This window comes from Pseudomonas sp. OVF7, assembly GCF_030644265.1.
GTDB classification, from domain to species: Bacteria; Pseudomonadota; Gammaproteobacteria; order Pseudomonadales; family Pseudomonadaceae; genus Aquipseudomonas; species Aquipseudomonas gorinensis.
The window spans coordinates 5,153,972-5,179,409 of record NZ_CP128996.1; the positions used below are offsets into that span (position 1 = coordinate 5,153,972).

The window sequence follows — 25,438 nt, forward strand, 5'->3', positions numbered from 1 at the left end:
GTCTTACAGCTCGGTGGCATCATCGGCCGGATCCAGAGGGTCCAGTTCAAAGGCCTGGTACTCCAGCAGTTCTTCCTGGTAATCGTCCATGGTGGGCTCCTTGTTTTGAATTAAAAACGGCTGCAAACAAATGACCTGCACAGCCAGACTAAAGTGCCGTGATGACGAAAATATGTCGACGTCATGACGTTCCTGCACTCCAAGATTAAACGTAGCAGCGTTATACGGATTTAGCACAGGAGGCTTTAAGTACAATTGCAATCATTGCAATTGCAATAACATACCGATTTCCACTAAGGTAAGGGCATTCGTTGCCAGGTGCCCTCCCTATGACCACCGCTACCGCCCGCGCCGCGCAGCTCTGTCTCGACGCCTTGAGTTGTGCGACAACGGCCTGCCGCTCACCGCTATACACCGTGATGAGCATCGCCAACACCCTGGAATCCAGCCGACAGGCCTGGGTGATCCGCGGCCAGTCCCACTCCCGGCGCGTAGATGGATGGCCCAGCTGGTTCGCACGCAATACCGGGGAAAAACCGCTGCTGTACCTGCACAGCGCCGTGTCGTCTGCGCAGTTATGCGCCTTGACGGAGGAGACGACGCAGCGCGGCATCTTGTGCAACGACATCGAAAACCACGCCTCCCCCTGGCCCAAGGGCGCGCAACCATCCCTGCCGATATGGCTGGCGACCCATCCGCGCTGCACGCCCTACGACCCGGCTTCGGGCGAGGAAGCCCAGGCGATTGTGCTGGCAGGGTTGCGCACGCTGTATGTCGAAGGCCAACCGGGCTTCTACTACCTGGCGCTGCATGACCACGCAAGCGCAGTGCCCTTGAGCGCACAGGACCGTGAGGATGCGCTCAAGGGTATGTACCCGATCCAGGGCGGTCCCTCATGGGATGTGCGATTGCTCGGCGCAGGCCGGGCGCTGGAAGAAGTCGTCCAGGCGGCGCGATTGTTGGAAGAGGATTGGAAGATCACGGCCCAACTGTGGAGCTGTCCCAGCTATACGCGGTTGGCCCGTGAAGCGGCGACCACTGAACGCTGGAATCGCCTGCATCCGACAGCCCCCAAACGCAGCTGCCATTTACGCGATTGCCTGGCCGGAAATGCGGCGCCGGTCATTGCCGTCACCGGTTATCCGCAGGCAATTGTCGATCAGTTGGCGGCGTATGTGGATGCGCGGTTCGTGGCGCTGGGAGCCGGTTCGGTGCAGGCGACCGCGCCCAGTCGCTACTGGATTGCGGTATTGGCATTGAACGCCTTGGCGGAAGAAGGGCTTATTGATGCCCGGCAGGTGGACCTGGCGATAAACCGGTATGCACTGAAATGAACAGGCATGCACGCCATTGAGGGAGGGGACTTGCCCCCTCCCACATGGGATCGGCATCAAGCTTCCGACTTGCGTCGGCCACGGGTTTGAACACCTGCCGCCATCGCCATCCCGGCAGTACGCTCCAACGCCTCGGCAAACGCCTGGCGCTGCTCCGGTTCGATCTGCGACAGGAACAACTCGTCCACCGTGCTTTCGTAGATCTTCCACATTTTTTTACGCAATGCCCGGCCGGCATCGGTGATCGACGCAAATGCCGCGCGACCATCGCCGTCGGAGCGTGAACGCACCACCAGGCCGTCCTTTTCCAGGCGGTCTACCAGGCGGGTGAGGTTATAGCGCTCGATGGCCAGCACATCGGCCAACTCGTGCATGCGGCGGGTGCCTTCGGGGCCGCTTTCCAGGCCCCACAGTGCGTCGTACCAGGCGTAAGGCGGCAAGTCGGCGGCCGCCAGGCGGCGCTCGATTTCACGGATAACCGTCCTGTGGGCCCTGACAAAACGGAACCATACATCGGGCTCTTTCGACGACATGCAACACCATCCGGTGGATTTCAAGAAGGTTGCAATAGTAGCTCATCCCGCGCTAGATTCGCTCATGTAGTTGCAATTGCAATCATATTGCAACACTCCCACAAGGAGCCCACCCCTTGAAATCCGCCTACCCTGGAGCCTCACATGACCCCGAATAACACAGTCAGACGCGACGCCGATCCACAGGAAACCCGCGAGTGGCTGGAGTCCATCGAGTCGGTGCTGTCCACCGAAGGCCGCCCGCGCGCCCATTACCTGATCGACCAGTTGCTGGATTTCGACGTGGCGCGGCATGGTGACTTCTACGGGCGGGTGACCACGCCCTACATCAACACGATCCCGGTAGACCGCCAGCTGCCCTACCCCGGCAACCTGGCCATCGAACGCCGCACCAATGCGTTTATCCGCTGGAATGCCATGGCCATGGTGCTGCGCGCCGGCAAACATTCCGGTGTCGGTGGGCATATCGCCACCTATGCGTCGGCCGCCGTGCTGTATGACGTCGGCTTCGACCACTTTTTCCGTGGGCGCACCGACACGTTCGATGGCGACCTGGTGTACATCCAGGGTCACTCCTCCCCAGGCATCTACGCGCGTGCCTACCTCGAAGGCCGCATCAGCGAAGCGCAGTTGGACAACTTCCGGCGCGAGGCCGGTGGCCAGGGCTTATCGTCCTACCCCCACCCACGGTTGATGCCGGACTTCTGGCAATTCCCCACCGTGTCCATGGGGCTCGGGCCGATCACCGCCGCCTACCAGGCGCGCTTTATGCGCTACCTGGAGTTGCGCGCGCTCAAGCAGCACCAGGGCCGCAAGGTCTGGGCGTTCCTCGGTGATGGCGAAATGGACCAGCCGGAATCAATGGCCGCCATTTCCCTGGCCGGGCGCGAAAAGCTCGACAACCTGATCTTCGTGGTCAACTGCAACCTGCAACGCCTGGACGGCCCGGTACGCGGCAATGCCAAGGTGATCCAGGAATTCGAAAGCCTCTACCGCGCGGCGGGCTGGAATGTGATCAAGGTGATCTGGGGCAGTGGCTGGGACGCGCTGCTGGAAAAAGACCAGAGCGGGCTGCTGCGCCAACGCATGATGGAGTGCGTGGACGGCGATTATCAGAACTACAAATCCCAGGATGGCGCCTATGTGCGCGAACATTTCTTCGGCAAATACCCAGAGTTGCTGGCACTGGTTGCAGACCTGTCCGACGAGGATATCTGGAAACTCTCACGAGGCGGTCATGACCCCGACAAGGTCTATAACGCCTATGCTGCCGCTGTGCGTCATACCGGCCAGCCCACGGTGATCCTGGCGAAAACCGTCAAGGGCTTTGGCATGGGCGAAGCTGGCGAAGGCCAGAACATTAACCACCAACTGAAAAAAATGGGCGCCGATGCCGTCAAAGCCTTCCGCGACCGCTTCGGCCTGGAAGTGCCTGATGAGCAGTTGGCCGAAATCCCTTACCTCAAGCCAGCCGCCGAGAGCGAAGAAGCTCGCTACTTCGCCGCACGGCGCCTAGCGTTGGGCGGCTATGTGCCAGCGCGCCACACCGCCGTCGAGTCACTGCAGATTCCGGAGCTGAGCGCCTTCGCCACCCAGCTCAAAGACACCGGCGAGCGCGCCATCTCCACCACCATGGCCTTTGTGCGGATCCTCGGCACGCTGCTCAAGGATCCGCACCTAGGCAAGCGGGTCGTACCCATCGTGCCGGACGAATCACGCACCTTCGGTATGGAAAGCCTCTTCCGTCAGATAGGTATCCACTCCGCCGTCGGCCAGCTCTACACCCCGCAGGACGCTGGGCAACTGAGCTACTACAAGGAGAGTAAGGACGGACAGATCATGCAGGAAGGCCTGAATGAATCTGGCGCCATTTCCTCCTGGATCGCGGCGAGTACGTCCTACAGCAACCACGCCCTGATGACCGTACCCTTCTACATTTTCTACTCGATGTTCGGCTTCCAGCGCGTCGGCGACCTGGCCTGGGCGGCTGGCGACGCACGGGCGCGCGGTTTCCTGCTGGGCGCCACGGCCGGGCGCACCACCCTGATGGGCGAAGGCTTGCAGCATGACGATGGGCATAGCCATATCCTGGCGTCAGTGATTCCCTGCTGTGTGTCGTATGACCCGACCTTTGCCTACGAGCTGGCGGTGATCATTCGTGAGGGCATGCGGCGCATGTATGTCGAGCAGGAGGATATTTACTACTACATCACCCTGCTCAACGAGAACTACCCACACCCGGCAATGCCCGAAGCCGTGGAAGAAGGCATTCTCAAGGGTTTGTATCCCCTGAGTACTCATCAGCAAGCACAGGTGCAATTGATGGGCAGTGGTTCGATCCTGCGGGAAGTGATCGCTGCTGCTGCATTGCTCGACAAGGATTTCGCCGTACACAGCACCGTATGGAGTGCGCCCAGCCTGACCGAGTTGCGCCGTGATGGGCATGAAGCGGAACGCTGGAACCTGCTGCACCCGGAACGTGAACCGCGCTTGAGTTACGTCGAACAATGCCTGGCCGGACAGATGGGCCCGGTGGTGGTGGCCACTGACTACATGAAGCTCTTCGCCGACCAGATCCGCCCCTTCGTGGCAAACCGGCGCTTTGTTGCGCTGGGCACGGACGGCTTCGGGCAGTCGGATACACGGGAAACCTTGCGCGAGTTCTTCGAGGTGGACCGGCATTTCATCGTGCTGGCGGCACTGAAGGCGCTGGCCGATGACGGGTTGATCGGACGCGACAAAGTCAGTGAGGCGATCAGGCGCTACGGAATCAATGTCGACAAGACCAATCCCGTAGCGGTCTGATTTACTGTGCAGGCGTCGGCAGGGGTGGAATCGGCTCTGTCGGCGGCGGCAGGTCCGACGTGGTTGGCGCTGGTGTCGGTGCAGGTGTCGGTTCTGCCTGCGGGGCAATCGGCGCAGCCTCCGGCGCAGGTACAACCGGCTCCGAGGCGGCCGGCGCCGCGGGTGCTTCCTTCGGCGTTGGCGTTTTCTCGGCCGCTGGGGCGACCTTGGGTTCCGGTACCCCCAGGTCCGCCTTGGGCGTCTCTGGAATATGCGCCGCCTTCTTGACTTCCTGAGGCAGGAACACGTCCACCAGGGCAAAGTAGCGCTCGTAGAACTTCGGCGCCGAGACGGTCTCGCTCGCCACCTTCACCATCGAGTCATCGGTGGAGCCAATCGGCATCGACACCGAGCCCAGCACGCCCACCCCCAGGCTTGCGGAGTTGTTGACCTTCTTCAGCGCATAGCGGTCCTGCAGGGCGTTGGCGAACATCGTCGAGTGGTTTTTGCCCTTGCCGTCATCGGCACACACCACGTTGAAGCTGATTTGCAGGTGAGTCTCGCCGGTCTGCTGGAAACTCTTGTTACCCACTACCAGTTTCGGATCGCTGCTGGTGATGATGTAGCCCTGGCTCAGCAGGGCACGCCGTGCGGCCTCGCACGCTGCCACGTCAGTGACCGGGTAATCCCGGGAAAACGTACCAGAGTCGTCGAAATTTTCATGTTCATAAATAGCGGTCTTGGGTGACGAGCAGCCCGCGGCGCCCGCCAGCACCAGCGCCAACCCGAGGCTACGCAAGTGAAATGATGTCGACATTGAAAATCCTGAGGAAAACAGTCAGGGCGGTATTGTGCAACAGAACGAGGCCTTGGCGCGCGCATTCCTGTCGGTAAAACGTCACAGGCCTACACATCGGTGCCTACAGGAAAAAGCCCGGCACACATATGGTCAATAAACACGCGGAGTTTGGCCGAGGCATGGCGACTTGATGGCCACAACATCCAGAAACTACCCCGGTGCTCGAGGTAGTCGTCCAGTACACGCTGTAAACGCCCCTGCTCCACGGCCTGGTTGACCATATAGTCCGGAAGGCAAGCGATACCCAACCCCTCAAGCACCACATGGTTGAGGGACTCGATGGTGGTACTGACCAGCGGTGCGCGCAGTGTCGGCTCGGCAATGCCTGGCACCTGGCGCAATGGCCAGTTTTCCAGCTTGCCGGTGGCGCAGAACTTATGGCGCAGGCAGGCATGGCGGCTCAGGTCCTGCGGCTGCTGCGGGGTGCCATGTTGGTCGAAGTAACCGGGGGTGCCGACCAGCACCAACTGGTAATAGCCCAGATGCCGCGCCATCAAGCGCGAATCTTCCGGTTTACCGGTGCGAATCACCGCATCGAAACCCTCCTCGATCACGTCCACCATACGGTCGGAAAAATCCACATCCAATTCGATAGCCGGGTAGGCGCGCATAAAGTCGCTGAGCACCGGCATCAACAGGCCGCGCACCTGCGGCACACTGATGCGCAACTTACCCCGAGGGGTGGCCCCGGCTTGCGTCAACTCCTGCTCGGCCGCCTCGACCTCGGCCAGGATGCGCCGTGAGCGCTCAAGGAACAGCGCACCCTCACTGGTCAAGGTGATACTGCGCGTGCTGCGGTGAAATAGCCTTACGCCCAGGCGCTCTTCCATGCGTGCGATGCTTTTACCCACCGCCGACGATGACACCCCCAGCACGCGACCGGCAGCCGTAAAGCTGCGAGTCTCCGCCACCTGCACAAATACCGAGAGACTGCCCAGGCTGTCCATGAACGAATCCTTGAGTATTACGGACATAGGTGTCCGATAAGTTCGGAACCTTAGCCTGTTTTTCCGTTGCTCACAGCCCCCTACTCTGCCCCCCTTGCCCCTTTGCATGGATAGAGCGCTATGAGCAACAGCCCTTCACTGACCGATTGCCCAACGACAGCCCAGCCTGACGTACTACCGCTGGGCGGCTTGCTGGCCCTGGCGTGCGCCGGGTTTATCACCATCCTCACTGAAGCCATGCCCGCCGGGCTCCTGCCGCAGATGGGCGAAGGCCTCGACGTATCGCCTGCGCTCGTCGGTCAATTGGTCACTCTCTACGCGCTTGGGTCGCTACTTGCGGCGATACCGTTGACCCTGCTGACCCGAGGCTGGCGTCGGCGGCCATTGTTACTGGTCGCCATCGGTGGTTTCGCGCTGGTCAACAGTGTCACGGCGCTGTCCAGTCACTATGGGCTGATCCTGGGTGCACGCTTTTTTGCCGGGGTCTTCGCCGGCCTGCTCTGGGCGTTGTTGGCAGGCTATGCAAGCCGGATGGTTGCACCGCACTTGCAAGGCCGGGCGATCGCCGTAGCGATGCTGGGCGCACCATTGGCCTTGTCCCTGGGTGTGCCGGCCGGCACGTTCCTAGGCACCGTTGCAGGCTGGCGCCTGAGCTTTGCGATCATGACCGGGCTGACGCTGGTGCTGCTGATCTGGGCGCGCTGGCAGCTCCCGGACTTTGCCGGCGAACCGCCAGGAAAACGCTTGGGAATGCGTGAAGTATTGACCTTGCCAGGTATTCGTCCGGTGTTGTGGGTGACCTTTACCTACGTGCTCGCCCACAACATTCTCTACACCTACATCGCCCCGCTGCTGGCGCCTGCCGCGATCACCGCCGATATCGACCGGGTGCTACTGGTGTTTGGCCTGGCGGCGCTGCTGAGCATCTGGTTAGCCGGCCTGTTGATTGATCGTTGGTTGCATACACTGCTGCTGATCAGTTGTGCGCTGTTTGGCTTGATAGCCGTGGCGCTGGCGTTCTGGATCAACATACCCGCCGTCATCTACGTGGCTATCGCCCTCTGGGGCCTGGCATTTGGCGGCCTGCCCGCATTGTTGCAGACCGCACTGGCCAAATCGGCAGGCGCGTCGGCGGATGCCGCGCAATCGATGCTGGTGACCGTATGGAACCTGGGGATAGCGGGCGGCGGGCTGGCCGGCGGGGTGTTGCTTGAGGGCTGGGGGGTTGCGGCGTTTCCATGGGCGGTGGTGCTGTTGATGCTACTGGCGTTGGCCGGTGCATCACAGGCTGCGCCTTCTACCTCAATCCCTTGAGTCCTCCTGAAGATAGGCCAGAAGGTGTAAACCTCATTCAGGGCGGGACACACATAAAAAAAGCCCCCGGTCCTTTCAGGCCGAGGGCTTTTGTTCAAACCGACATCAATACTTCTTGATATCAGCCTTGCTTTCCAACTGCTTGCGGTACGCCGCGAAGTCTTGCTGACCCACGCGGGAAGCGAGGAAGCGGCGGTATTGCGCCTTTTCTTCGTCCGATGGGGCGGCAGCTTCGTTGACACCATTCAAGCGCACGATCACCAGGCTACCGTCAGCCAGGGTCACGGTGGTGAAGGTCGGCTTGTCCTTGGCCACGGGCTTGGGCATGCGGAACAGCGCTTGCAGAACAGCTGGGTCAATCGTTTCCTGGCTACGGGTCGCCGCTTCAGTGACTTTCCAGGCCTGGCCATCGACTGGCTGGTTCAGCGGAGTCTTGCCATCACGCAAGCTGGCGATCAACTCGTCAGCGTGAGCCTTGGCAGCCGCGCTGGCGCGTTCCTTGGCCATCTGCGTACGGATCGCCGCCGCAACGCTTTCCAGCGGCAGTTGCTTAGGCTTGAGGTGCTCTTTGGCACGCAGCACGATGATGGTTTCCGGATCCAGCTCGATGGCGGTGCTGTTGGCCCCCTCATCCAACACTTCCGGGCTGAATGCAGCGGTGACCACGGCACGGTTGGCCGCAATGCCTTCGCCACCTTCACGGCCAAATGGCGCGGAGGTGTGCACGGTCAGCTTGAGGTCAGAGGCTGGCTGGGCCAGGTCGGAAGCTTCGAATGCCGCATCTTCCAATTGCTTGGTCGCTTCGACGAAACGCTGCTCGACCTGCTGGGTCTTGAGTTCACGGGTCAGCTTGTCTTTCAGGCTGGCAAATGTCGGCACTTGCGGTGCCTCGACACCCAACAGCTTGATCAGGTGCCAACCGAAGCTGCTGCGTACCGGCGCCGAGACCTGATCCTTGTTCAACGCATACAAGGCAGTCTCGAAGTCCGGATCGTAAACGCCTGGGCCGGCATAACCCAGGTCGCCACCATTGTTGGCCGAACCTGGATCCTGGGAAAACTCCTTGGCCAGGGCTTCGAACTTCTCGCCCTTGGCCAGGCGCGCCTGGATTTCCTCGATCTTGGCCTTGGCTTGCGCCTCGCTGACCTTGTCGTTGACTTCAATCAGGATGTGCGCCGCGCGACGCTGTTCAGCGAGGTTGGCGGTTTCTTTCTGATAGGCGGCCTGCAGGTCTTCGTCCTTGACGGTAACCTGGTCGAAGAAGGACGACTTCTTCAGTTCCAGATAGTCGATGACTACCTGGTCCGGGGTCATGAATTCCTTGGCGTGCTGGTCATAGTAAGCCTTGACCTCGTCGTCGGTGAGCTTCACCGCCGCAGGGTTGGCCTTGATATTGACGGTGGCGAAATCGCGGGTCTGTTTTTCCAGGCGGGCAAATGCCAGTACCTCGGCGTCGGTCACAAAACCGCTGCCGGCGATGCCTGCGCGAACCTGGCCGATCAGCATTTCCTGGGTCAGCATCTGACGGAACTGCAGACGGCTGTAGCCCAGTTGACGAATCACTTGGTCAAAGCGTTCGGCACTGAATTTGCCGTCGACCTGGAATTCCGGCGTCTGCAGGATCACCTGGTCCAGTGCCGCTTCGGAGAAGCCGAACTTGGAGTCAGCCGCACCTTGCAGCAGCAGCTTGCGATCGATCAGGCCCTTGAGGGCTGCATCGCGCAGCAATTTTTCGTCCAGCAGGGAGGCATCAAAATCCTTGCCCAGCTGTTGCATGAGCTGACGACGTTGCATGTCGACGGCCTGGCTCAGTTCGGTCTGGGTGATGACTTCACCGTTGACCTTGGCCACGTCCTGCTTGGTGTTGGTCGAAGCCTGGAAAATGGCCTCGATACCGGTGAACGCCATCAATGCGACGATGATCCCGATAATGGTCTTGGCAATCCAGCCTTGTGAATTGTCCCTGATATTCTGCAGCATGCGTCCCCCAGAAACGGTTGAACTTCAAAATTAGGCAACCGTGGAGCGTGGGTAGAGTCCGGATAGAAGAAAGGCGCATCCGAGGATGCGCCTTCTCGTAACTGGCGGAGCGGACGGGGGTTTGAACCCACACCCCCGGCGTGGCGACCCAATGGATACGTGGGTCAGCTTCCGCTCCGCTGCCAGGCCAGACCTGCGTCGGACCCGGGTAGGTAAAGGCTTGATCGAAACTTAGTTAACGGCTTCTTTCAGGGCTTTACCGGCTTTGAAACCTGGTTTTTTGGCAGCAGCGATTTGCAGTGCTTTGCCAGTCTGTGGGTTACGGCCAGTGCGAGCTGGGCGGTCAGTCACAGAGAAAGTACCGAAGCCTACCAGTACCACCGAGTCGCCGGCCTTCAGAGCGCCAGTGACGGATTCGATTACTGCGTCCAGCGCACGGCCAGCAGCAGCTTTCGGGATATCAGCGGATGCGGCGATAGCATCAATCAGTTCCGACTTGTTCACTCTAAGTCCCCTTATATATCTATTGAGTATGATTCTAAGTTTTTTGGTGAAAGCAAAAACCAGTGCTGAATGGCCTACAGACACTTAAGAGCCGCTTTATAACAAGGGCTCTAAAAAGCTGTCAAGGAAGCCCCCAGGCTTTAACGCATTAATGCGTGCTAATTCTTTCCTTGGAATCAGACTCGCGTTTTTCGTCCTTCGCGACTATCTCCGGAGCCACATCCGGCAAGGGCTCCGGCGCGTATTGCAGCGCAATTTGCAGGACTTCGTCAATCCATTTAACCGGTTTAATCTGAAGATCTTGCTTGATATTGTCAGGAATTTCCTTCAAGTCGCGAACATTCTCTTCAGGAATGATCACCGTCTTGATTCCACCCCGATGTGCAGCAAGCAATTTCTCTTTCAGGCCACCGATAGCCAATACCTGGCCACGCAGGGTGATTTCCCCGGTCATGGCCACATCGGCGCGCACGGGAATGCCGGTCAGGGCCGAGACCAGGGCCGTGCACATGCCTACGCCTGCGCTAGGGCCGTCTTTAGGGGTCGCCCCTTCCGGCATGTGGATGTGAGTGTCGTGCTTCTCGTGGAAGTCCAGAGGGATCCCCAGGCTTCGGGCACGGCTGCGCACCACAGTCTGGGCAGCGGTGATGGATTCGACCATCACGTCACCGAGGGAACCGGTCTTGATCAGTTGGCCCTTACCCGGGATCACCGCGGCTTCGATGGTCAGCAACTCGCCGCCCACCTGGGTCCACGCCAGGCCAGTCACCTGCCCGACCTGATCCTGCTGCTCCGCCAGGCCGTAACGGAATTTACGTACGCCCAGGAAGTGCTCCAGGGAGTCGGCGGCAACCTTCACCGAGAAACGTTTTTCCAGCGCATGTTCCTTGACCGCCTTGCGGCAAATCTTCGCAATCTGGCGCTCAAGCCCCCGCACGCCGGCCTCGCGGGTGTAGTAACGCACCAAGTCGCGAATGGCCTCGACTTCGAATTCGATCTCGCCTTTCTTCAGGCCATTGGCCGAAATCTGCTTGGGCGCGAGGTATTTGACCGCGATGTTGATCTTCTCGTCCTCGGTGTAACCCGGCAGACGAATCACCTCCATCCGGTCCAGCAAAGCTGGCGGAATGTTCATGGAGTTGGAGGTGCACAGGAACATTACGTCGGACAAGTCGTAGTCGACTTCCAGGTAATGGTCGTTGAAATTGTGGTTCTGCTCGGGGTCGAGCACTTCGAGCAAGGCCGACGCCGGATCGCCACGCATGTCGCTGCCCATTTTGTCGATTTCATCGAGCAGGAACAGCGGGTTGCGCACACCCACCTTTGTCATCTTTTGAATCAATCTTCCTGGCATCGAGCCAATGTATGTGCGGCGATGACCACGGATTTCGGCCTCATCACGCACGCCACCAAGTGCCATGCGCACGAATTTACGGTTAGTGGCATTGGCAATGGACTCGGCCAGGGAGGTTTTACCCACGCCCGGAGGACCAACCAGGCACAACACCGGACCACGAATTTTCTTCACGCGCTTTTGCACGGCGAGGTATTCGAGGATGCGCTCTTTGACTTCTTCGAGGCCGTAGTGGTCGGCGTCAAGAATGTCTTCAGCGCGGGTCAGGTCCAGACGCACTTTGGTCTGGGCCTTCCACGGCACCTGTACCAGCCAGTCGATATAGGACCGAACCACCGTGGCCTCGGCCGACATCGGCGACATTTGCTTGAGCTTGTTCAGCTCGGCATTGGCTTTGGTCAGGGCGTCTTTCGGCAGGCCAGCGGCATCGATGCGTTTTTTCAGCTCTTCGATTTCGTTGTGGCCTTCCTCGCTGTCGCCGAGCTCTTTCTGAATGGCCTTCATCTGCTCATTCAAGTAGTACTCGCGCTGGCTGCGCTCCATTTGTTTCTTCACACGACCACGGATGCGCTTCTCGACCTGTAGCAGGTCGATTTCAGCATCCAGCAGCGCCAGCACGTGCTCGACACGGGCGGACAGGTCGATGATTTCGAGAATGTCTTGCTTCTGTTCGATCTTCAGCGCCATGTGCGCGGCCATGGTGTCGACCAGGCGGCTTGGCTCATCGATGCTGTTGAGGGACGACAGGACCTCCGCCGGGACTTTCTTGCCCAGCTGCACATATTGCTCGAACTGCGAAAGCAAGCTGCGTACAAACACTTCAGATTCGCGCTCAGGGGCCTCGGCTTCGTCGATCAGCGCCACTTCCGCGCGCAGGTGGCCGTCCACCTCCATGAAACGCTCCACCGCGCCGCGCTGCTCACCTTCCACCAGCACCTTGACGGTGCCATCCGGCAGCTTGAGCAGTTGCAGCACAGTCGCAACAGTGCCGACGCGATACAAGGCATCTTCGCCTGGATCATCATCAGCAGGATTTTTCTGGGCCAACAGCAGGATCTGCTTGTCGCCCGTCATCGCAGCCTCGAGGGCTTCGATAGACTTCTCGCGCCCCACGAACAGCGGGATAACCATGTGCGGATAGACGACGACATCACGCAACGGCAGGAGAGGCAATTCGATGGTTGTCTTCATGATTTCGCCTCTATGACAGTTGAAAAGTAAGCTTGAAACCAAGATGGGGGCTGCATGCAAAAAAAACAAGCTTATTGCCAGCAGTTAAACGCAGGAAAACCGGTACAGCCAAAACGCGTCCTAAAAACTAAGGGGCCCCTAAAGGCCCCTTGTTTGTAAAGCAACTGCAAAACGCTTACGCGTCTGGCGCAGCCTTGGCAGCAGGCTCACTGTTTTCGTAGATATACAGTGGCTTGGACTTACCTTCAATAACGCTTTCGTCGATCACCACTTTACTCACCTCGGATTGCGAGGGGATTTCGTACATGGTGTCGAGCAACACGCCTTCGAGAATCGAGCGCAGGCCACGCGCACCGGTCTTGCGCTCCAGTGCCCGCTTGGCCACCGATTTGAGTGCATCGGTACGGAACTCGAGGTCTACACCTTCCATTTCGAACAGCTTGGCATATTGCTTGGTCAGGGCGTTTTTCGGCTCGGTGAGGATCTGAATCAGAGCCGCCTCATCCAACTCGTCCAACGTGGCCAGGACCGGCAGACGGCCAACGAATTCCGGGATCAGACCGAACTTGACCAGATCGTCAGGTTCAACTTCACGCAGGGACTCGCCCACCTTCTTGCCTTCTTCCTTGCTGCGTACCTCTGCACTGAAACCAATGCCGCCACGGGTGGAACGGTTTTGAATAACCTTTTCCAGACCGGAGAACGCACCGCCACAGATGAACAGGATGTTACGCGTATCAACCTGAAGGAATTCCTGCTGCGGATGCTTGCGGCCGCCTTGTGGCGGTACGGAAGCAACCGTGCCTTCAATCAGCTTCAACAGTGCCTGCTGAACGCCTTCACCGGAAACATCCCGGGTGATCGACGGATTGTCGGACTTGCGGGAAATCTTGTCGATTTCGTCGATGTAGACAATACCCATCTGGGCCTTCTCAACATCGTAGTCGCACTTCTGCAGCAGTTTCTGAATGATGTTCTCGACATCTTCACCCACGTAGCCAGCCTCGGTGAGGGTGGTGGCGTCGGCGATGGTGAACGGAACGTTCAGCAGGCGAGCGAGGGTTTCTGCAAGCAGGGTTTTACCCGAACCTGTAGGCCCAATCAGCAAGATGTTGCTCTTGCCGAGTTCGACTTCGTCGCCTTTCTTGTCACGCTGGTTCAAGCGCTTGTAGTGGTTGTACACCGCTACGGCCAGAACCTTCTTTGCACGCTCTTGACCAATCACATACTGGTCAAGGATGCCGCTGATTTCTTTAGGCGAAGGCAATTTATGCGCGCTGCTTTCGGCCTGGGCTTCCTGCACCTCCTCACGGATGATGTCATTGCACAGGTCGACGCACTCGTCGCAGATAAAGACCGAGGGGCCGGCAATCAATTTGCGTACTTCATGCTGGCTTTTGCCACAGAAGGAGCAATAGAGCAGCTTGCCGTTGTCCTCGCCGTTGCGGGTGTCAGTCATTCGTTCGATCCAAATCCGATAGGCTTGCAACACAAGATGAAGGCTTATGCGGGCTTTTTCAAGCCCGCCGGTGATCGGACAAGCCGACCAGCCCTATTTTGAGCTGCTTATATTAAGCGGGGCGCTTTTCGATCACTGCGTCGATCAACCCGTAATCACGTGCCGCTTCGGCACTCATGAAATTGTCACGGTTGGTATCACGCTCGATTTCTTCCAAGGTATGCCCGCTGTGCTTGGCCATCAGCGTGTTGAGACGCTCACGAATAAAGAGGATCTCCCTGGCATGGATTTCGATATCCGATGCCTGGCCCTGGAAGCCGCCCAGTGGCTGGTGAATCATCACACGCGAGTTCGGCAGGCAGTAACGCTTGCCTTCGGCACCAGCGGTCAGCAGGAATGCGCCCATGCTGCATGCCTGGCCGATGCAGGTGGTCGACACGTTCGGCTTGATAAACTGCATGGTGTCGTAGATCGACATGCCCGCAGTCACCGAACCGCCCGGCGAGTTAATGTAAAGATGGATGTCCTTGTCCGGGTTTTCCGCTTCAAGGAACAGCAGTTGCGCACAGATCAGGTTGGCCATGTAGTCCTCTACAGGACCCACCAGAAAGATCACTCGCTCCTTGAGCAGGCGCGAGTAGATGTCGTAGGCGCGTTCGCCACGAGCGGACTGCTCGACAACCATCGGGACCAGGCCGCCTGCGGCCTGGATATCAGAGTTCTGCTGAATATAGGAATTACGGAACATGCTCTGCAGTTACTCCCAAATAGTCATGTCTTGAAAACACATAAGCCAGCGCGAGGCTGGCTTATGGTTGTATTTCGAACGAGTTGGGCAATCAGTCGGCTTGTGGTGCTTCGACCGGTTTGACTGCTTCTTCGTAAGAGACCGATTTATCGGTCACCTTAGCCTTCTGCAGAACAGTATCCACAACTTGTTCTTCCAGCACAACCGAACGTACTTCGTTCAGCTGCTGGTCATTCTTGTAGTACCAAGCCACGACCTGCTCAGGCTCCTGGTAGGCCGAAGCCATTTCCTGGATCATTTCGCGAACGCGGTCTTCGTCAGGCTTGAGGTCGAACTGCTTGACCACTTCAGCCACGATCAGGCCCAGCACGACGCGGCGCTTGGCCTGCTCTTCGAACAGCTCGGCCGGCAGTTGATCAGGCTTGATGTTGCCACCAAATTGCTGAACAGCTTGTACGCGCAGGCGATCCACTTCGTTGGACAGCAGGGCCTTAGGTACTTCGATCGGGTTGGCGGCCAGCAGACCGTCCATCACCTGATTCTTGACCTTAGACTTGATGGCCTGGCGCAGCTCGCGCTCCATGTTCTTGCGAACTTCGGTGCGGAAGCCTTCGATACCGGTTTCCTTGATACCGAATTGAGCGAAGAACTCTTCGTTCAGCTCTGGCAGCTTAGGCTCGGAAACGCTGTTGACGGTCACGGTGAACTCGGCGGCTTTGCCAGCCAGGTCCAGGTTCTGGTAGTCAGCCGGGAAAGTCAGGTTCAGGACGCGTTCTTCACCAGCCTTCGCGCCAACCAGGCCGTCTTCGAAGCCCGGGATCATGCGATTGGAGCCCAGCACCAGCTGAGTACCCTTGGCGGAGCCGCCGGCGAATACTTCGCCATCAACCTTGCCCACGAAATCGATGTTCAGCTGGTCTTCGTTCTGGGCGGCACGGTCGGCCACTTCGAAACGAGTGTTCTGCTTGCGCAGGATTTCCAGCATGTTGTCCAGGTCCGAATCGGCCACTTCAGCGCTCAGGCGCTCGATAGCGATACCGTCGAAACCGGCAACGGTGAACTCTGGGAACACTTCGAATACGGCAACGTATTCCAGGTCCTTGCCGGCTTCCAGGGACTTAGGCTCGATCGACGGCGAACCAGCCGGGTTCAGCTTTTGCTCAACAACGGCTTCGTAGAAGGAAGCCTGGATCACGTCACCTACCGCTTCCTGGCGCGCATCAGCACCAAAACGGCGCTTGATTTCGCTCATTGGCACTTTGCCTGGACGGAAGCCAGCGATCTTGGCCTTTTGGGCAGTCTGCTGCAGACGCTTGTTGACCGCAGTCTCGATGCGCTCTGCCGGCACGGTGATGCTCAGGCGGCGCTCGAGAGCAGTAGTATTTTCAACAGAAACTTGCATGGATATTCCTCGTTGCACAGACGTTAGCCGGCCGTTTCCGACCCCAGAATGTCGGGTAGAGATGGGCCATTACTGGCCCACCTCCCCCTAAGAACCGTACGTGCGAGTTTCCCCGCATACGGCTCGGGCCTAATCAAAACCCCCGGTAAGGGGAGCCGGTTTGTTCACTGTCAATCCGCGAGCGTGTAGCCGCTGGTGACAAAGGGGGTGCAATAGTACCCGGTTATTTAGGGAGTCTCCACCGCCTTTTGTGCGGTACAGAATGTGGTGATCATGCCACCCCGTCTCCTTCGTAATCGGTAACTTACATATTGGACACAATCCTTTCTGACTCTGGAAAAGGCTCAAGATTTGCTTACGGTACGCCAGCCTTTTGAGCATCTGTTCCATACGCCTTTTCTCACCCATTTCCTCCATAGAAGGATCGAAGGGGTTGTACTCCCCACTCACCTTCTTGTGTCGTTCGATCGGAGTGCTCGCTAGCGAGTACAACTCGATCGTTCGCATCTCTCCCTTGTCATTCATCGTCGCGGTAGCAAACACCCCTTTCCGCCCCTTCATGGGTTTAAAGTATTTCGCTCCGATCCACTGGAGTGTTTTCTTAGGGTGTCGCCGTTTTGCCCAACGCCATAGAGCCAGAAAGATCATGTAATCCATGCGGCTATACGCTTTCTTGGCTACCACAGGCTGGTGATAGAACGCCCAGCCACGCAGTATCGGATTCAGCTGTCGGATCAGATCCTCCTGCCTTACCGTTTTGCTGGTACTGATGACCTCCCTTACCTTGCTATAGAACGCTTTCACGTTTTTCTTGCTTGGCTTGATCAGAAGCTTCCCATCGTACTTGCGGAAATTCCAACCTAGAAAGTCAAAGCCTTCCTTTATATGGACGACACGCGTCTTCTCGAGTGACAACTGCAGCCCCCGCACTGCTAGGAACTGCTCTACCCAAGGTCTGACTTCAGTTTCCAGCACCTCTCGCGAGGTTCCGGTTATCACAAAGTCATCCGCATAACGCACCACATTGATTTTCAGCTTCTTGGCCTTGGTCACACCCAGATGTTGCTTAAGTTGTGACTCCAGCCCATCCAGCACCAGATTCGCCAAGCTGGGCGAGACAATCCCGCCCTGTGGCGTACCGGCATCCGTTGCCTGTAGCTGGCCTTTATGAATCACGCCAGCTTTCAACCATTTTCGGAGAACCACCTTATCCGTTGGGACGTTGGTGATAAGCCAGTCATGATTGATATGGTCAAAGCAGCCTTTGATGTCCGCCTCCAAAACCCATTGGGCCGAAACCTTCTTGGATAGGCATACGAACAACTGCCCCATTGCATCCGCCGTAGATCGCTCGATCCTAAAGCCGTAGCTGTTTGGATCGCCGGTGGTTTCTGCAATGGGTGCCAGAGCAAGCAAATACAACGCCTGCATTGCCCTGTCCGTCATGGTCGGAATGCCCAGAGGGCGCTCTTTTCCATTTGACTTCGGAATAAACACACGCCGTAAAGGCCGTGGTTTATAACCGTGGCGCTTCAACCCATTTGCCGCCTTCCATTTGGCATCGGGTGTATCCCAGAGCACGCGGTCGACTCCCGCCGTGCGCTTACCCTGGTTTTCAGTGACTCGCCGTACGGCCAAGTATCTGGCCGAGCGTGAGCGGGTCAGCATCCGCTGCAAGGCTTTCACCCTGCGCCAGTTGCCTTCCCGACAAGCCTTCGCAATCCGTATCTGCATCGCCCGGACATTCCGCTGAACACGCCACCAATCGATGTCATGCCATTGTTGCGGAGCGCCGGAAGGCGCAGACACGGCCAATTGGCTATGTTCTAACATGCTGCCTTCCTCTCAAGTTGCCCCAAGCGAAAGACGCACACATCCCCTGACGGGAATGGACGCTCCCGCCAGGGTTGGATTAATAGAAGATCCGTTACAGCTGGATCTCTAGGTTTATTGAGACAGGTTCACTCAGAGTTCATGCGACGAAAGACCACGCAGAAGTCTGCCCGGTTTCCCGTGGAGCAATGTTCCAGCCCCTATCCGGGCCATTACAGCCCGGCTTTCGCTTTCTCTGCGATCCCATACCCGCACAGCCAACGGATCACCTTGCGGTTCACCTGCCCGAAGGCAGCCATACGGGCTTACCACGTTCCCTGCCTGTCACACGACTGGGTTAGAGTCTGCCTATTCGCCGGCGACCTTATGTGACGACGTGTTCCGACCCTTGACCAGAACAACCGGTCGCATCACCTTTTTGGTTAATGCCTATCAGCAGATTAGGCACCGTAATGCTGACGACGTTTATTAGCAGTTCACTTGTGTTACCCATACCAGCCAGCCTAGCGCCTCAACCCGGTACTGCTCCGAGCATCTGCGCTCCGCCTCACGGCGAAGACGCACCCATACGGGGGCTACATTGTTGGAAGAGCTTCACACCCCACCGTTACCAGTGACGCATGTCTTCCTAGGCTATCGTTGGTCGCACAACGAGTCCGCTGCCACTCCGAACAGGCAATGGTTGGACAATGACAGACAGAGCTTTCGCTCATGTCTCCGGTTTGATGTGAACAGGGACTGCCGAGGCAGCATGCTCAAAGAATTGTTACCTCCTGTTTCAAAAGCAGGAGGGAACCCCAGCGGGGATTCTCTCCCGCATGGGTTTAGCCCTGAATAGGGCTGATGTGTAGTAGGCACTCCAATACCGGAAATCCAGTACTGCGGTCGAGCCACCGAGCGCTAATCGACCTTGAGTTTGCCACCGCCGCTGCGGCAAGTCCTTGAAGGCATTGGACTTCTGGGAGGGGTTTTTTTTCTTGGGATTGGGCACCCAAGCTCTCGGCTCTCTTTCGAAAACCCTTCAAGATGACTCTACACCTCGAAGTTTAGGAGACACGCCACGCGTGTCGCACCAAGGGCATGCATTCTAGTGGGTCAAACTCAAGAAGTCACCCTACTGGAAACGGGTAAAAAAACAGCAGGCAATTTATCGGTACGAATGCACGAATGCAGCTCGCCCCGGTGACAAATAACAGCCAATCACGCCAAGGCTCTGCGCCAACCCTTCTATATATAGAAGAAGTCGCCGATCATCTCCCTGACAACCCGCCCCACGAACAGGACAGGCAAGCAGTGCGGCATCATCGAGATACATAAATACGACGAAACGCCCCGCTCTTGCGACCCAGCACCTACAGCCGCCGGGCACTGGAACCGCTAAAACAAAAAAGGCGCCAGACTGTTAAATCTGGCGCCTTTCGAATATGGGGTGGACGAAGGGGATCGAACCCTCGACAACGGGAGTCACAATCCCGTGCTCTACCAACTGAGCTACGCCCACCATATTGCGTTAACAAAGAAACCAAACCACTTCTTTGTTGAGCCCTACCCAGCCTGTCGGCTGCGCATGGCTTTAATTGGTGCGGATGAAGAGACTCGAACTCTTACGCCTCGCGGCGCTGGAACCTAAATCCAGTGTGTCTACCAATTCCACCACATCCGCGCTTGAAGCTCTTAAAGCAAAGGCGCCAGATGATTAATCTGGCGCCTTTCTAAATATGGGGTGGACGAAGGGGATCGAACCCTCGACAACGGGAGTCACAATCCCGTGCTCTACCAACTGAGCTACGCCCACCATATAGCGCTACTTGTGCCAAAGCTGCCTAATGGCGCACCCGGCAGGACTCGAACCTGCGACCATCCGCTTAGAAGGCGGATGCTCTATCCAGCTGAGCTACGGGCGCCTGATTAATCTGTACTCTTGGAGGATTACAAACTAAGTGCTTCCAGCCTTGCAGAACAGCAATTCTGCTCGACCTTCTTAACCAGTGCTAGGCTGTGCCCGACAAGTGCGACGAATAGTATAGAGGCCCCGGAAACCCGTCAAATCTTTTTTAAAAAAAATTCATTTTATTTAAGGGGTTAGGCCAATTTGCAGACCAAGCGCCTTTGCCCTCACGCCTTGGCGTGCGAGAATGCGCGCACTTTTCTTCCCCCTCTCGATGGTTAATCACGCGTAATGACTGCACAACTTATCGACGGCAAATCAATCGCCGCCAGCCTGCGCCAGCAGATCGCCAAACGCGTCACCGAGCGTCGCCAGCAAGGTCTGCGCACGCCGGGTCTCGCGGTGATCCTGGTCGGCAGCGATCCTGCCTCTCAGGTTTATGTCTCGCACAAGCGTAAAGACTGTGAAGAGGTCGGCTTTATCTCCAAAGCCTACGACCTGCCTGCCAACACGACTCAACAGGCCCTGACCGACCTGATTGACAGCCTCAACGACGACCCGAGCATCGACGGCGTCCTGCTGCAATTGCCACTGCCTGAGCACCTGGACGCCTCCAAGCTGCTGGAGCGCATCCGCCCGGACAAGGACGTCGATGGCTTCCACCCGTATAACGTCGGCCGCCTCGCCCAGCGTATCCCGCTGCTGCGCCCGTGCACGCCCAAAGGCATCATGACCCTGCTCGAAAGCACCGGTGTCGACCTCTACGGCCTCGACGCCGTCATCGTCGGTGCTTCCAACATCGTCGGTCGCCCGATGGCCATGGAGCTGCTGCTGGCCGGCTGCACCGTGACCGTGACCCACCGCTTCACCAAAGACCTGGCCGGCCATGTCGGCCGCGCCGATCTGGTCGTGGTCGCCGCCGGCAAGCCAGGGCTGGTGAAAGGTGAATGGATCAAGCCAGGCGCCATCGTTATCGACGTCGGCATCAACCGCCAGGAAGACGGCAAGTTGGTCGGCGACGTGGTGTACGAAACCGCCCTGCCCCGCGCCGGCTGGATTACCCCGGTGCCAGGCGGCGTTGGCCCGATGACCCGTGCCTGCCTGCTGGAAAATACGCTGTATGCGGCGGAAACCCTGCACGCCTGACCCTCTGGCGCGCTGAACAAAAGCCCTGCCTGATCGCAGGGCTTTTGTTTTTTTGATCACCCGTCAATAAAGCTGCTCTCCTCCCCCCTCCCAAAACGCCACGGGTTGTTGAAGTCAGCCACATAAAGGACTCGCCCGAGCATCCTGCTCAATAGCTAGCCGCAATGCCGGGTTTCTCGATTCTTCGACATCCTTTTCACCCGCCATCGACGGGAACGGGCGCAACTTACCCCCACTCCTTTGAAGAACTCCATTAGGCCCGCCCGCAAGCGGGCCTTTTTTTTCCGCGGGTGGATACAAACCCAACCAATCATCGGCTTACAGCCTTTATTTAAAGGCTCTCTATCGTTTTCTGATCCATACTCTTAAAATGTAACGTCATTTTTCATATAACCCGTTGCAGAACGGTATTTCCTTACTTTTTAGCGAGTTCATCCGCGTGAAAATTCGTCTCTCTCTCGTCAGCCTATTGTTTGCTTTCACAGGCACCTTCGCGCAAGCCGCCGAAACCACCCTGGCGCCGCGTGACACCTCCAAACTGCAAATTGCCTCCGGCAGCGCCATGCTGGTCGACCTGCAAACCAACAAGGTGATTTATTCCAGCAACCCGGACGTGGTGGTACCCATCGCTTCCGTGAGCAAGCTGATGACCGGGTTGATCGTGCTCGAAGCCAAGCAAAACATGGACGAGTACATCGACATCAACATCAAGGACACCCCGGAAATGAAGGGTGTGTTCTCCCGGGTGAAAATCGGCAGCGAAATGCCCCGCAAAGAAATGCTGCTGATCGCCCTGATGTCCTCGGAGAACCGCGCCGCCGCCAGCCTGGCCCACCACTACCCAGGCGGCTACCCGGCCTTTATTGCAGCGATGAACGCCAAGGCCAAGGCGCTGGGCATGACCAGTACCCATTACGTCGAGCCCACCGGCCTGTCGATCCACAACGTGTCGACCGCCAGGGACCTGAGCAAGCTGCTGGCCTATGCGCGCAAATACCCGATGCTGAGCCAGCTGAGCACCACCAAGGAAAAAACCGTGGCGTTCCGCAAGCCCAACTACACCCTGGGCTTCTCCAACACCGACCACCTGATCAACCGCGCCAACTGGGACATCAAGCTGACGAAGACCGGCTTCACCAACCAGGCCGGTCACTGCCTGGTGCTGGTAACCAGCATGGGTAACCGCCCGGTGTCGCTGGTGATCCTCGACGCCTTCGGCAAATTCACCCACTTCGCCGATGCCAGCCGCATTCGCAACTGGGTCGAAACCGGCAAGAGCGGTTCGGTGCCGGATGTGGCATTGCGCTACAAAGCCGATAAGAACCTGAAGAACCGCGCCAACGCGGCAGAGGTTCGACGCTGAACCAACCCGCCAGGACAAGGTGTCACCTTGGCGGATGCCCCGACTCGCTCGGGGCATTTTTTTGTCCGATAGACACACAAAACAGATTTTTGCGGGGGAGTCGGTCGCCCCAGGCCGCTGCCTGATCTGCGGCAAAATAGCGCACGAATGCGCTTTTACTTTGCGCAGGAACTGCCGCTAAATGTTCATCCCTTTCAGTCGACGTCTTTCATGGCTAGCTTCAAACGCATAAGCCCCTGGATCGCCTGCCTTGCCGTGCTGCTCAACATGCTGGCCATGCCGCTCGGCCGTGCCCTGCAGCCGCCGGATATGGGGCTGTTGCTATGGGGCGGATTCTGCTCGGGGGGCACCTCGCAGGCATTACCTCCCAGCTTGAGCAAGCTGATCGACCCACTCCAGTCAGCCCCGTCCAGCAGCCCCATGAAACACAGCGATTGCTGTTGCGGCCATGCCGGGCTGGCGGCACTGCCCTCCGACTACTATCGACATTTCCTGCCGCGCTACGCGCTTGCCACCGCCCTCGTCAACCCTGAGCTGCCGACGCTGCACCCCAGGATTCGCTGGCCCAGCCTGAGCCCACGCGCCTCCCCCAGCGCCTGATCGACACCTGCACCCACCTAGGTGAGGTGCGCTCTTCTTTTTCACCGCCCACTGAGGTGGTTGAACCCCTTTGAAGTGTCTTGTTTATCAGGAAGTGTGCGTTATGCCTGCTCCATTGACTTTGCCGTGCGCAAAGCGCGTTTGCGTGTCCCGACCCCTATGGCCGCTCCTGTCGGTCGGTTTGTTCGCCATCAACCCGCTGCCCCTGGCTTTGGCCGAAGCCAGTAGAACCGAAGACTCAACCCTCACCCTCGGCACCGTCACGGTCCAGGGCGCCACCGGCAGCAATGGCCCGCTGAGTACCAGCAGTGTGCTCAGCTCAGTGGATGTGCTCGGCGCCGATATCCTCGAAAAAATGCCGGTCAACTACAGCTGGGAGTTGTTCAGCCGTGCGCCGGGGGTGATGCTCACCGAATTCAACCAAGGCACCACCTCCGGCAAGATTTCCTTTCGCGGTTTTAACGGCGAAGGTGAAGTCAACGCGGTGAAGTTGCTGATCGACGGCATTCCGAGCAACAGCAACGACGGCAATATGCCGTTCATGGACATGATCTTCCCCCTGGAGCTGGACAGCATAGAAGTGGTACGCGGTACCAGCGATGCGCGCTACGGCCTGAACAACATCGCCGGTAATGTGAACATGCTGACCCGCACCGGTGGCGACTACACCAAGGCACGTATTCGCTATGGCAGCTACAACACGCAGGAGACCCAGCTCGCCAAGGGCATCGAAACCAGCAACTGGACGCAGAATTACTTCTTCGCCTACCAGAAATCCGACGGCTACCGCGATCACGCCCAGGCAGACAAGTTTTCCATGGCCGGCAAATGGTTCTATACCCCGGACGACAACCGCTACCGTATCGGCCTGATCGCCCGTCACTACGAAACCGAGGCGCAGGAACCCGGCTACCTGAGTGAAGAGGACGCCCACCAGCACCCGACCATGACCAACAGCTACAACGCCACCGACAAAGGCACGCGGCGGATGAACCAGCTCAGCGTGCACTTCGACAGTGAGCTGTCCGACACCTTGGCCTGGGCGGCGAAAACCTACGTCAACACCTTCGACGACCGGCGCTGGACGCAATATTGGCGCACCAGCGCCCAGCAAGAGCGCGATGCGTACGAAACCCAATACGGCGCCCTCACCTCCCTGACCTGGCGCCCTGAAGTCAGCTGGCTGTATGACTTCGCCCTGGAAGGCGGCGCGGACATGCAGCAGCAACACAACAAAAGCGAGCGCTACCGCACCAAGGACCGGGTCCGGCAGGCCCAAACCCGTGACCAGCAATTCGACTTCGATACCTACGGCGCCTACGTGCAGGCCGAGATCAAACCGTTCGAGTCGCTGAAGATCATCCCGGCCTATCGCGTCGATAAGATCCAAGGCGACTTCACCAACGAAATGACCGGCCTGGACTACGCCATCAATGACTATGGGCTGATCAAACAACCCAAGCTCAGCGTGGTGTATTCACCGTGGGACGTTGCCAGCGTCTATGCCAACTGGGGCCGTACATTTCAGGTGGGTACCGGTGCCGCGGCCTACAAGATTCCGCCAAGGGATACGGATCTCGCGCCGTCCATCAACGAAGGCTGGGAAACCGGCATCAAGTTCACGCCCGCCGATTGGATCGACGGCCGCGTGGCTTATTGGCAACAAAAGGCCAGTGGCGAAGTCAGTCGTCGACTCAACGACCCGAGTGGTGAGTCGGATAACGTCGGCCAAACCCGGCGCTGGGGTTACGACGCGCAGGTGAACCTGCACCCGAACGAGCGTACTGATATCTGGATGGCCTACGCCTGGCAGTACTCGAAAATACTCCAGCCCAGTTCAACCTTGCCCAACAGCAAAGGCCAGGAGATCGACCACATCCCTCATCACCTGTACAACGCCGGGGTCAGCTACAAGGCGACCCCCGCCCTGCAATTGACGGCGTGGATGAATGGCCAGACGAATTACTACCTGGAACGCGAAAATACCCGGGTGACTTACGGTGGCTACGTCCTGATGAACCTCGGCGCCAGTTACCGGGTGACCGAGTCGGTCAGTGTCGATCTGCAGCTGAAGAACCTTACCAATCGCTACTATGAATACGTCTGGTACGACCCGGACGGTGCCCAGGCTTCGCTGCATTCACCCGGTGACGGGCGGGCGTTGTATACCGGCGTCAGTGTGGATTTCTGAGGCAAGCA

Annotated in this window: 18 protein-coding genes and 4 tRNA genes; 7 read left to right on the top strand and 15 right to left on the bottom strand. The window is 58.2% G+C overall.

Annotation, left to right across the window (positions count from 1 at the left end):
• Window positions 1-3: 3 nt before the first annotated feature.
• A complete protein-coding gene (locus QU606_RS23245; RefSeq protein WP_277379484.1) occupies window positions 4-126 on the bottom strand; it encodes a hypothetical protein in 123 nt (40 codons plus the stop codon).
• Between the two features lie 203 nt (window positions 127-329).
• Between QU606_RS23245 and QU606_RS23250 the strand changes: the two genes are divergently transcribed.
• Window positions 330-1,334 (top strand): pyruvate dehydrogenase, encoded by a 1,005-nt coding sequence (locus tag QU606_RS23250; protein WP_304997570.1) that lies wholly within the window; start codon window positions 330-332, stop codon window positions 1,332-1,334.
• Between the two features lie 56 nt (window positions 1,335-1,390).
• On the opposite strand, the gene QU606_RS23255 is transcribed toward QU606_RS23250, so the two are convergent.
• Window positions 1,391-1,867 (bottom strand): MarR family winged helix-turn-helix transcriptional regulator, encoded by a 477-nt coding sequence (locus QU606_RS23255; RefSeq protein ID WP_024076265.1) that lies wholly within the window; start codon window positions 1,865-1,867, stop codon window positions 1,391-1,393.
• Between the two features lie 144 nt (window positions 1,868-2,011).
• Here QU606_RS23255 and aceE point away from each other — a divergent pair, with 144 nt between their 5' ends.
• Complete coding sequence (gene aceE / locus QU606_RS23260) at window positions 2,012-4,672, top strand: pyruvate dehydrogenase (acetyl-transferring), homodimeric type (RefSeq protein ID WP_069076549.1); 2,661 nt, start codon at window positions 2,012-2,014, stop codon at window positions 4,670-4,672.
• Window position 4,673: 1 nt separating this feature from the next.
• Here aceE and QU606_RS23265 read toward each other — a convergent pair whose 3' ends face one another.
• Window positions 4,674-5,468, bottom strand: coding sequence for a DUF2242 domain-containing protein (locus QU606_RS23265; protein ID WP_024076267.1), 795 nt, complete (start codon window positions 5,466-5,468; stop codon window positions 4,674-4,676).
• Window positions 5,469-5,557: 89 nt separating this feature from the next.
• Window positions 5,558-6,457: a LysR family transcriptional regulator gene (locus QU606_RS23270; protein ID WP_304998647.1), complete on the bottom strand. Its 900-nt coding sequence runs from the start codon at window positions 6,455-6,457 to the stop codon at window positions 5,558-5,560.
• Between the two features lie 120 nt (window positions 6,458-6,577).
• Here QU606_RS23270 and QU606_RS23275 point away from each other — a divergent pair, with 120 nt between their 5' ends.
• Window positions 6,578-7,771 (top strand): MFS transporter, encoded by a 1,194-nt coding sequence (locus tag QU606_RS23275; RefSeq protein ID WP_304997571.1) that lies wholly within the window; start codon window positions 6,578-6,580, stop codon window positions 7,769-7,771.
• Window positions 7,772-7,876: 105 nt separating this feature from the next.
• On the opposite strand, the gene QU606_RS23280 is transcribed toward QU606_RS23275, so the two are convergent.
• The 11 genes from QU606_RS23280 to QU606_RS23330 all read right to left on the bottom strand — a co-directional run bounded on the left by QU606_RS23280 (window position 7,877) and on the right by QU606_RS23330 (window position 20,146).
• Complete coding sequence (locus QU606_RS23280) at window positions 7,877-9,751, bottom strand: SurA N-terminal domain-containing protein (protein WP_024076270.1); 1,875 nt, start codon at window positions 9,749-9,751, stop codon at window positions 7,877-7,879.
• Window positions 9,752-9,982: 231 nt separating this feature from the next.
• Window positions 9,983-10,255 (bottom strand): HU family DNA-binding protein, encoded by a 273-nt coding sequence (locus tag QU606_RS23285; protein ID WP_003174819.1) that lies wholly within the window; start codon window positions 10,253-10,255, stop codon window positions 9,983-9,985.
• 148 nt (window positions 10,256-10,403) lie between these two features.
• The gene (gene lon / locus QU606_RS23290; protein WP_069076552.1) at window positions 10,404-12,800 is read right to left on the bottom strand and encodes an endopeptidase La; all 2,397 of its coding nucleotides are present in this window, start codon (window positions 12,798-12,800) and stop codon (window positions 10,404-10,406) included.
• A gap of 175 nt (window positions 12,801-12,975) precedes the next feature.
• Window positions 12,976-14,259, bottom strand: coding sequence for an ATP-dependent Clp protease ATP-binding subunit ClpX (clpX, locus tag QU606_RS23295; RefSeq protein WP_010564906.1), 1,284 nt, complete (start codon window positions 14,257-14,259; stop codon window positions 12,976-12,978).
• A gap of 112 nt (window positions 14,260-14,371) precedes the next feature.
• Complete coding sequence (gene clpP / locus QU606_RS23300) at window positions 14,372-15,007, bottom strand: ATP-dependent Clp endopeptidase proteolytic subunit ClpP (RefSeq protein WP_024076272.1); 636 nt, start codon at window positions 15,005-15,007, stop codon at window positions 14,372-14,374.
• 91 nt (window positions 15,008-15,098) lie between these two features.
• The gene (gene tig, locus QU606_RS23305; RefSeq protein ID WP_024076273.1) at window positions 15,099-16,409 is read right to left on the bottom strand and encodes a trigger factor; all 1,311 of its coding nucleotides are present in this window, start codon (window positions 16,407-16,409) and stop codon (window positions 15,099-15,101) included.
• Between the two features lie 129 nt (window positions 16,410-16,538).
• Window positions 16,539-18,242, bottom strand: a complete 1,704-nt coding sequence (ltrA, locus tag QU606_RS23310; RefSeq protein WP_031694129.1) for a group II intron reverse transcriptase/maturase — start codon at window positions 18,240-18,242, stop codon at window positions 16,539-16,541.
• 1,425 nt (window positions 18,243-19,667) lie between these two features.
• Window positions 19,668-19,743, bottom strand: a tRNA-His gene (locus QU606_RS23315).
• 77 nt (window positions 19,744-19,820) lie between these two features.
• Window positions 19,821-19,905: transfer RNA gene (locus QU606_RS23320), tRNA-Leu, on the bottom strand.
• 56 nt (window positions 19,906-19,961) lie between these two features.
• Window positions 19,962-20,037 (bottom strand) — tRNA-His (locus tag QU606_RS23325).
• A 32-nt stretch (window positions 20,038-20,069) separates the two neighbouring features.
• Window positions 20,070-20,146, bottom strand: a tRNA-Arg gene (locus QU606_RS23330).
• A 275-nt stretch (window positions 20,147-20,421) separates the two neighbouring features.
• Between QU606_RS23330 and folD the strand changes: the two genes are divergently transcribed.
• The 4 genes from folD to QU606_RS23350 all read left to right on the top strand — a co-directional run bounded on the left by folD (window position 20,422) and on the right by QU606_RS23350 (window position 25,430).
• Window positions 20,422-21,276, top strand: coding sequence for a bifunctional methylenetetrahydrofolate dehydrogenase/methenyltetrahydrofolate cyclohydrolase FolD (gene folD, locus QU606_RS23335; protein WP_024076274.1), 855 nt, complete (start codon window positions 20,422-20,424; stop codon window positions 21,274-21,276).
• 439 nt (window positions 21,277-21,715) lie between these two features.
• Window positions 21,716-22,639, top strand: coding sequence for a D-alanyl-D-alanine endopeptidase (gene pbpG / locus QU606_RS23340; RefSeq protein WP_069076554.1), 924 nt, complete (start codon window positions 21,716-21,718; stop codon window positions 22,637-22,639).
• A gap of 210 nt (window positions 22,640-22,849) precedes the next feature.
• The gene (locus QU606_RS23345; protein ID WP_304997572.1) at window positions 22,850-23,239 is read left to right on the top strand and encodes a DUF2946 domain-containing protein; all 390 of its coding nucleotides are present in this window, start codon (window positions 22,850-22,852) and stop codon (window positions 23,237-23,239) included.
• A 103-nt stretch (window positions 23,240-23,342) separates the two neighbouring features.
• Window positions 23,343-25,430, top strand: coding sequence for a TonB-dependent receptor (locus QU606_RS23350; RefSeq protein ID WP_304997573.1), 2,088 nt, complete (start codon window positions 23,343-23,345; stop codon window positions 25,428-25,430).
• Window positions 25,431-25,438 lie beyond the last annotated feature (8 nt).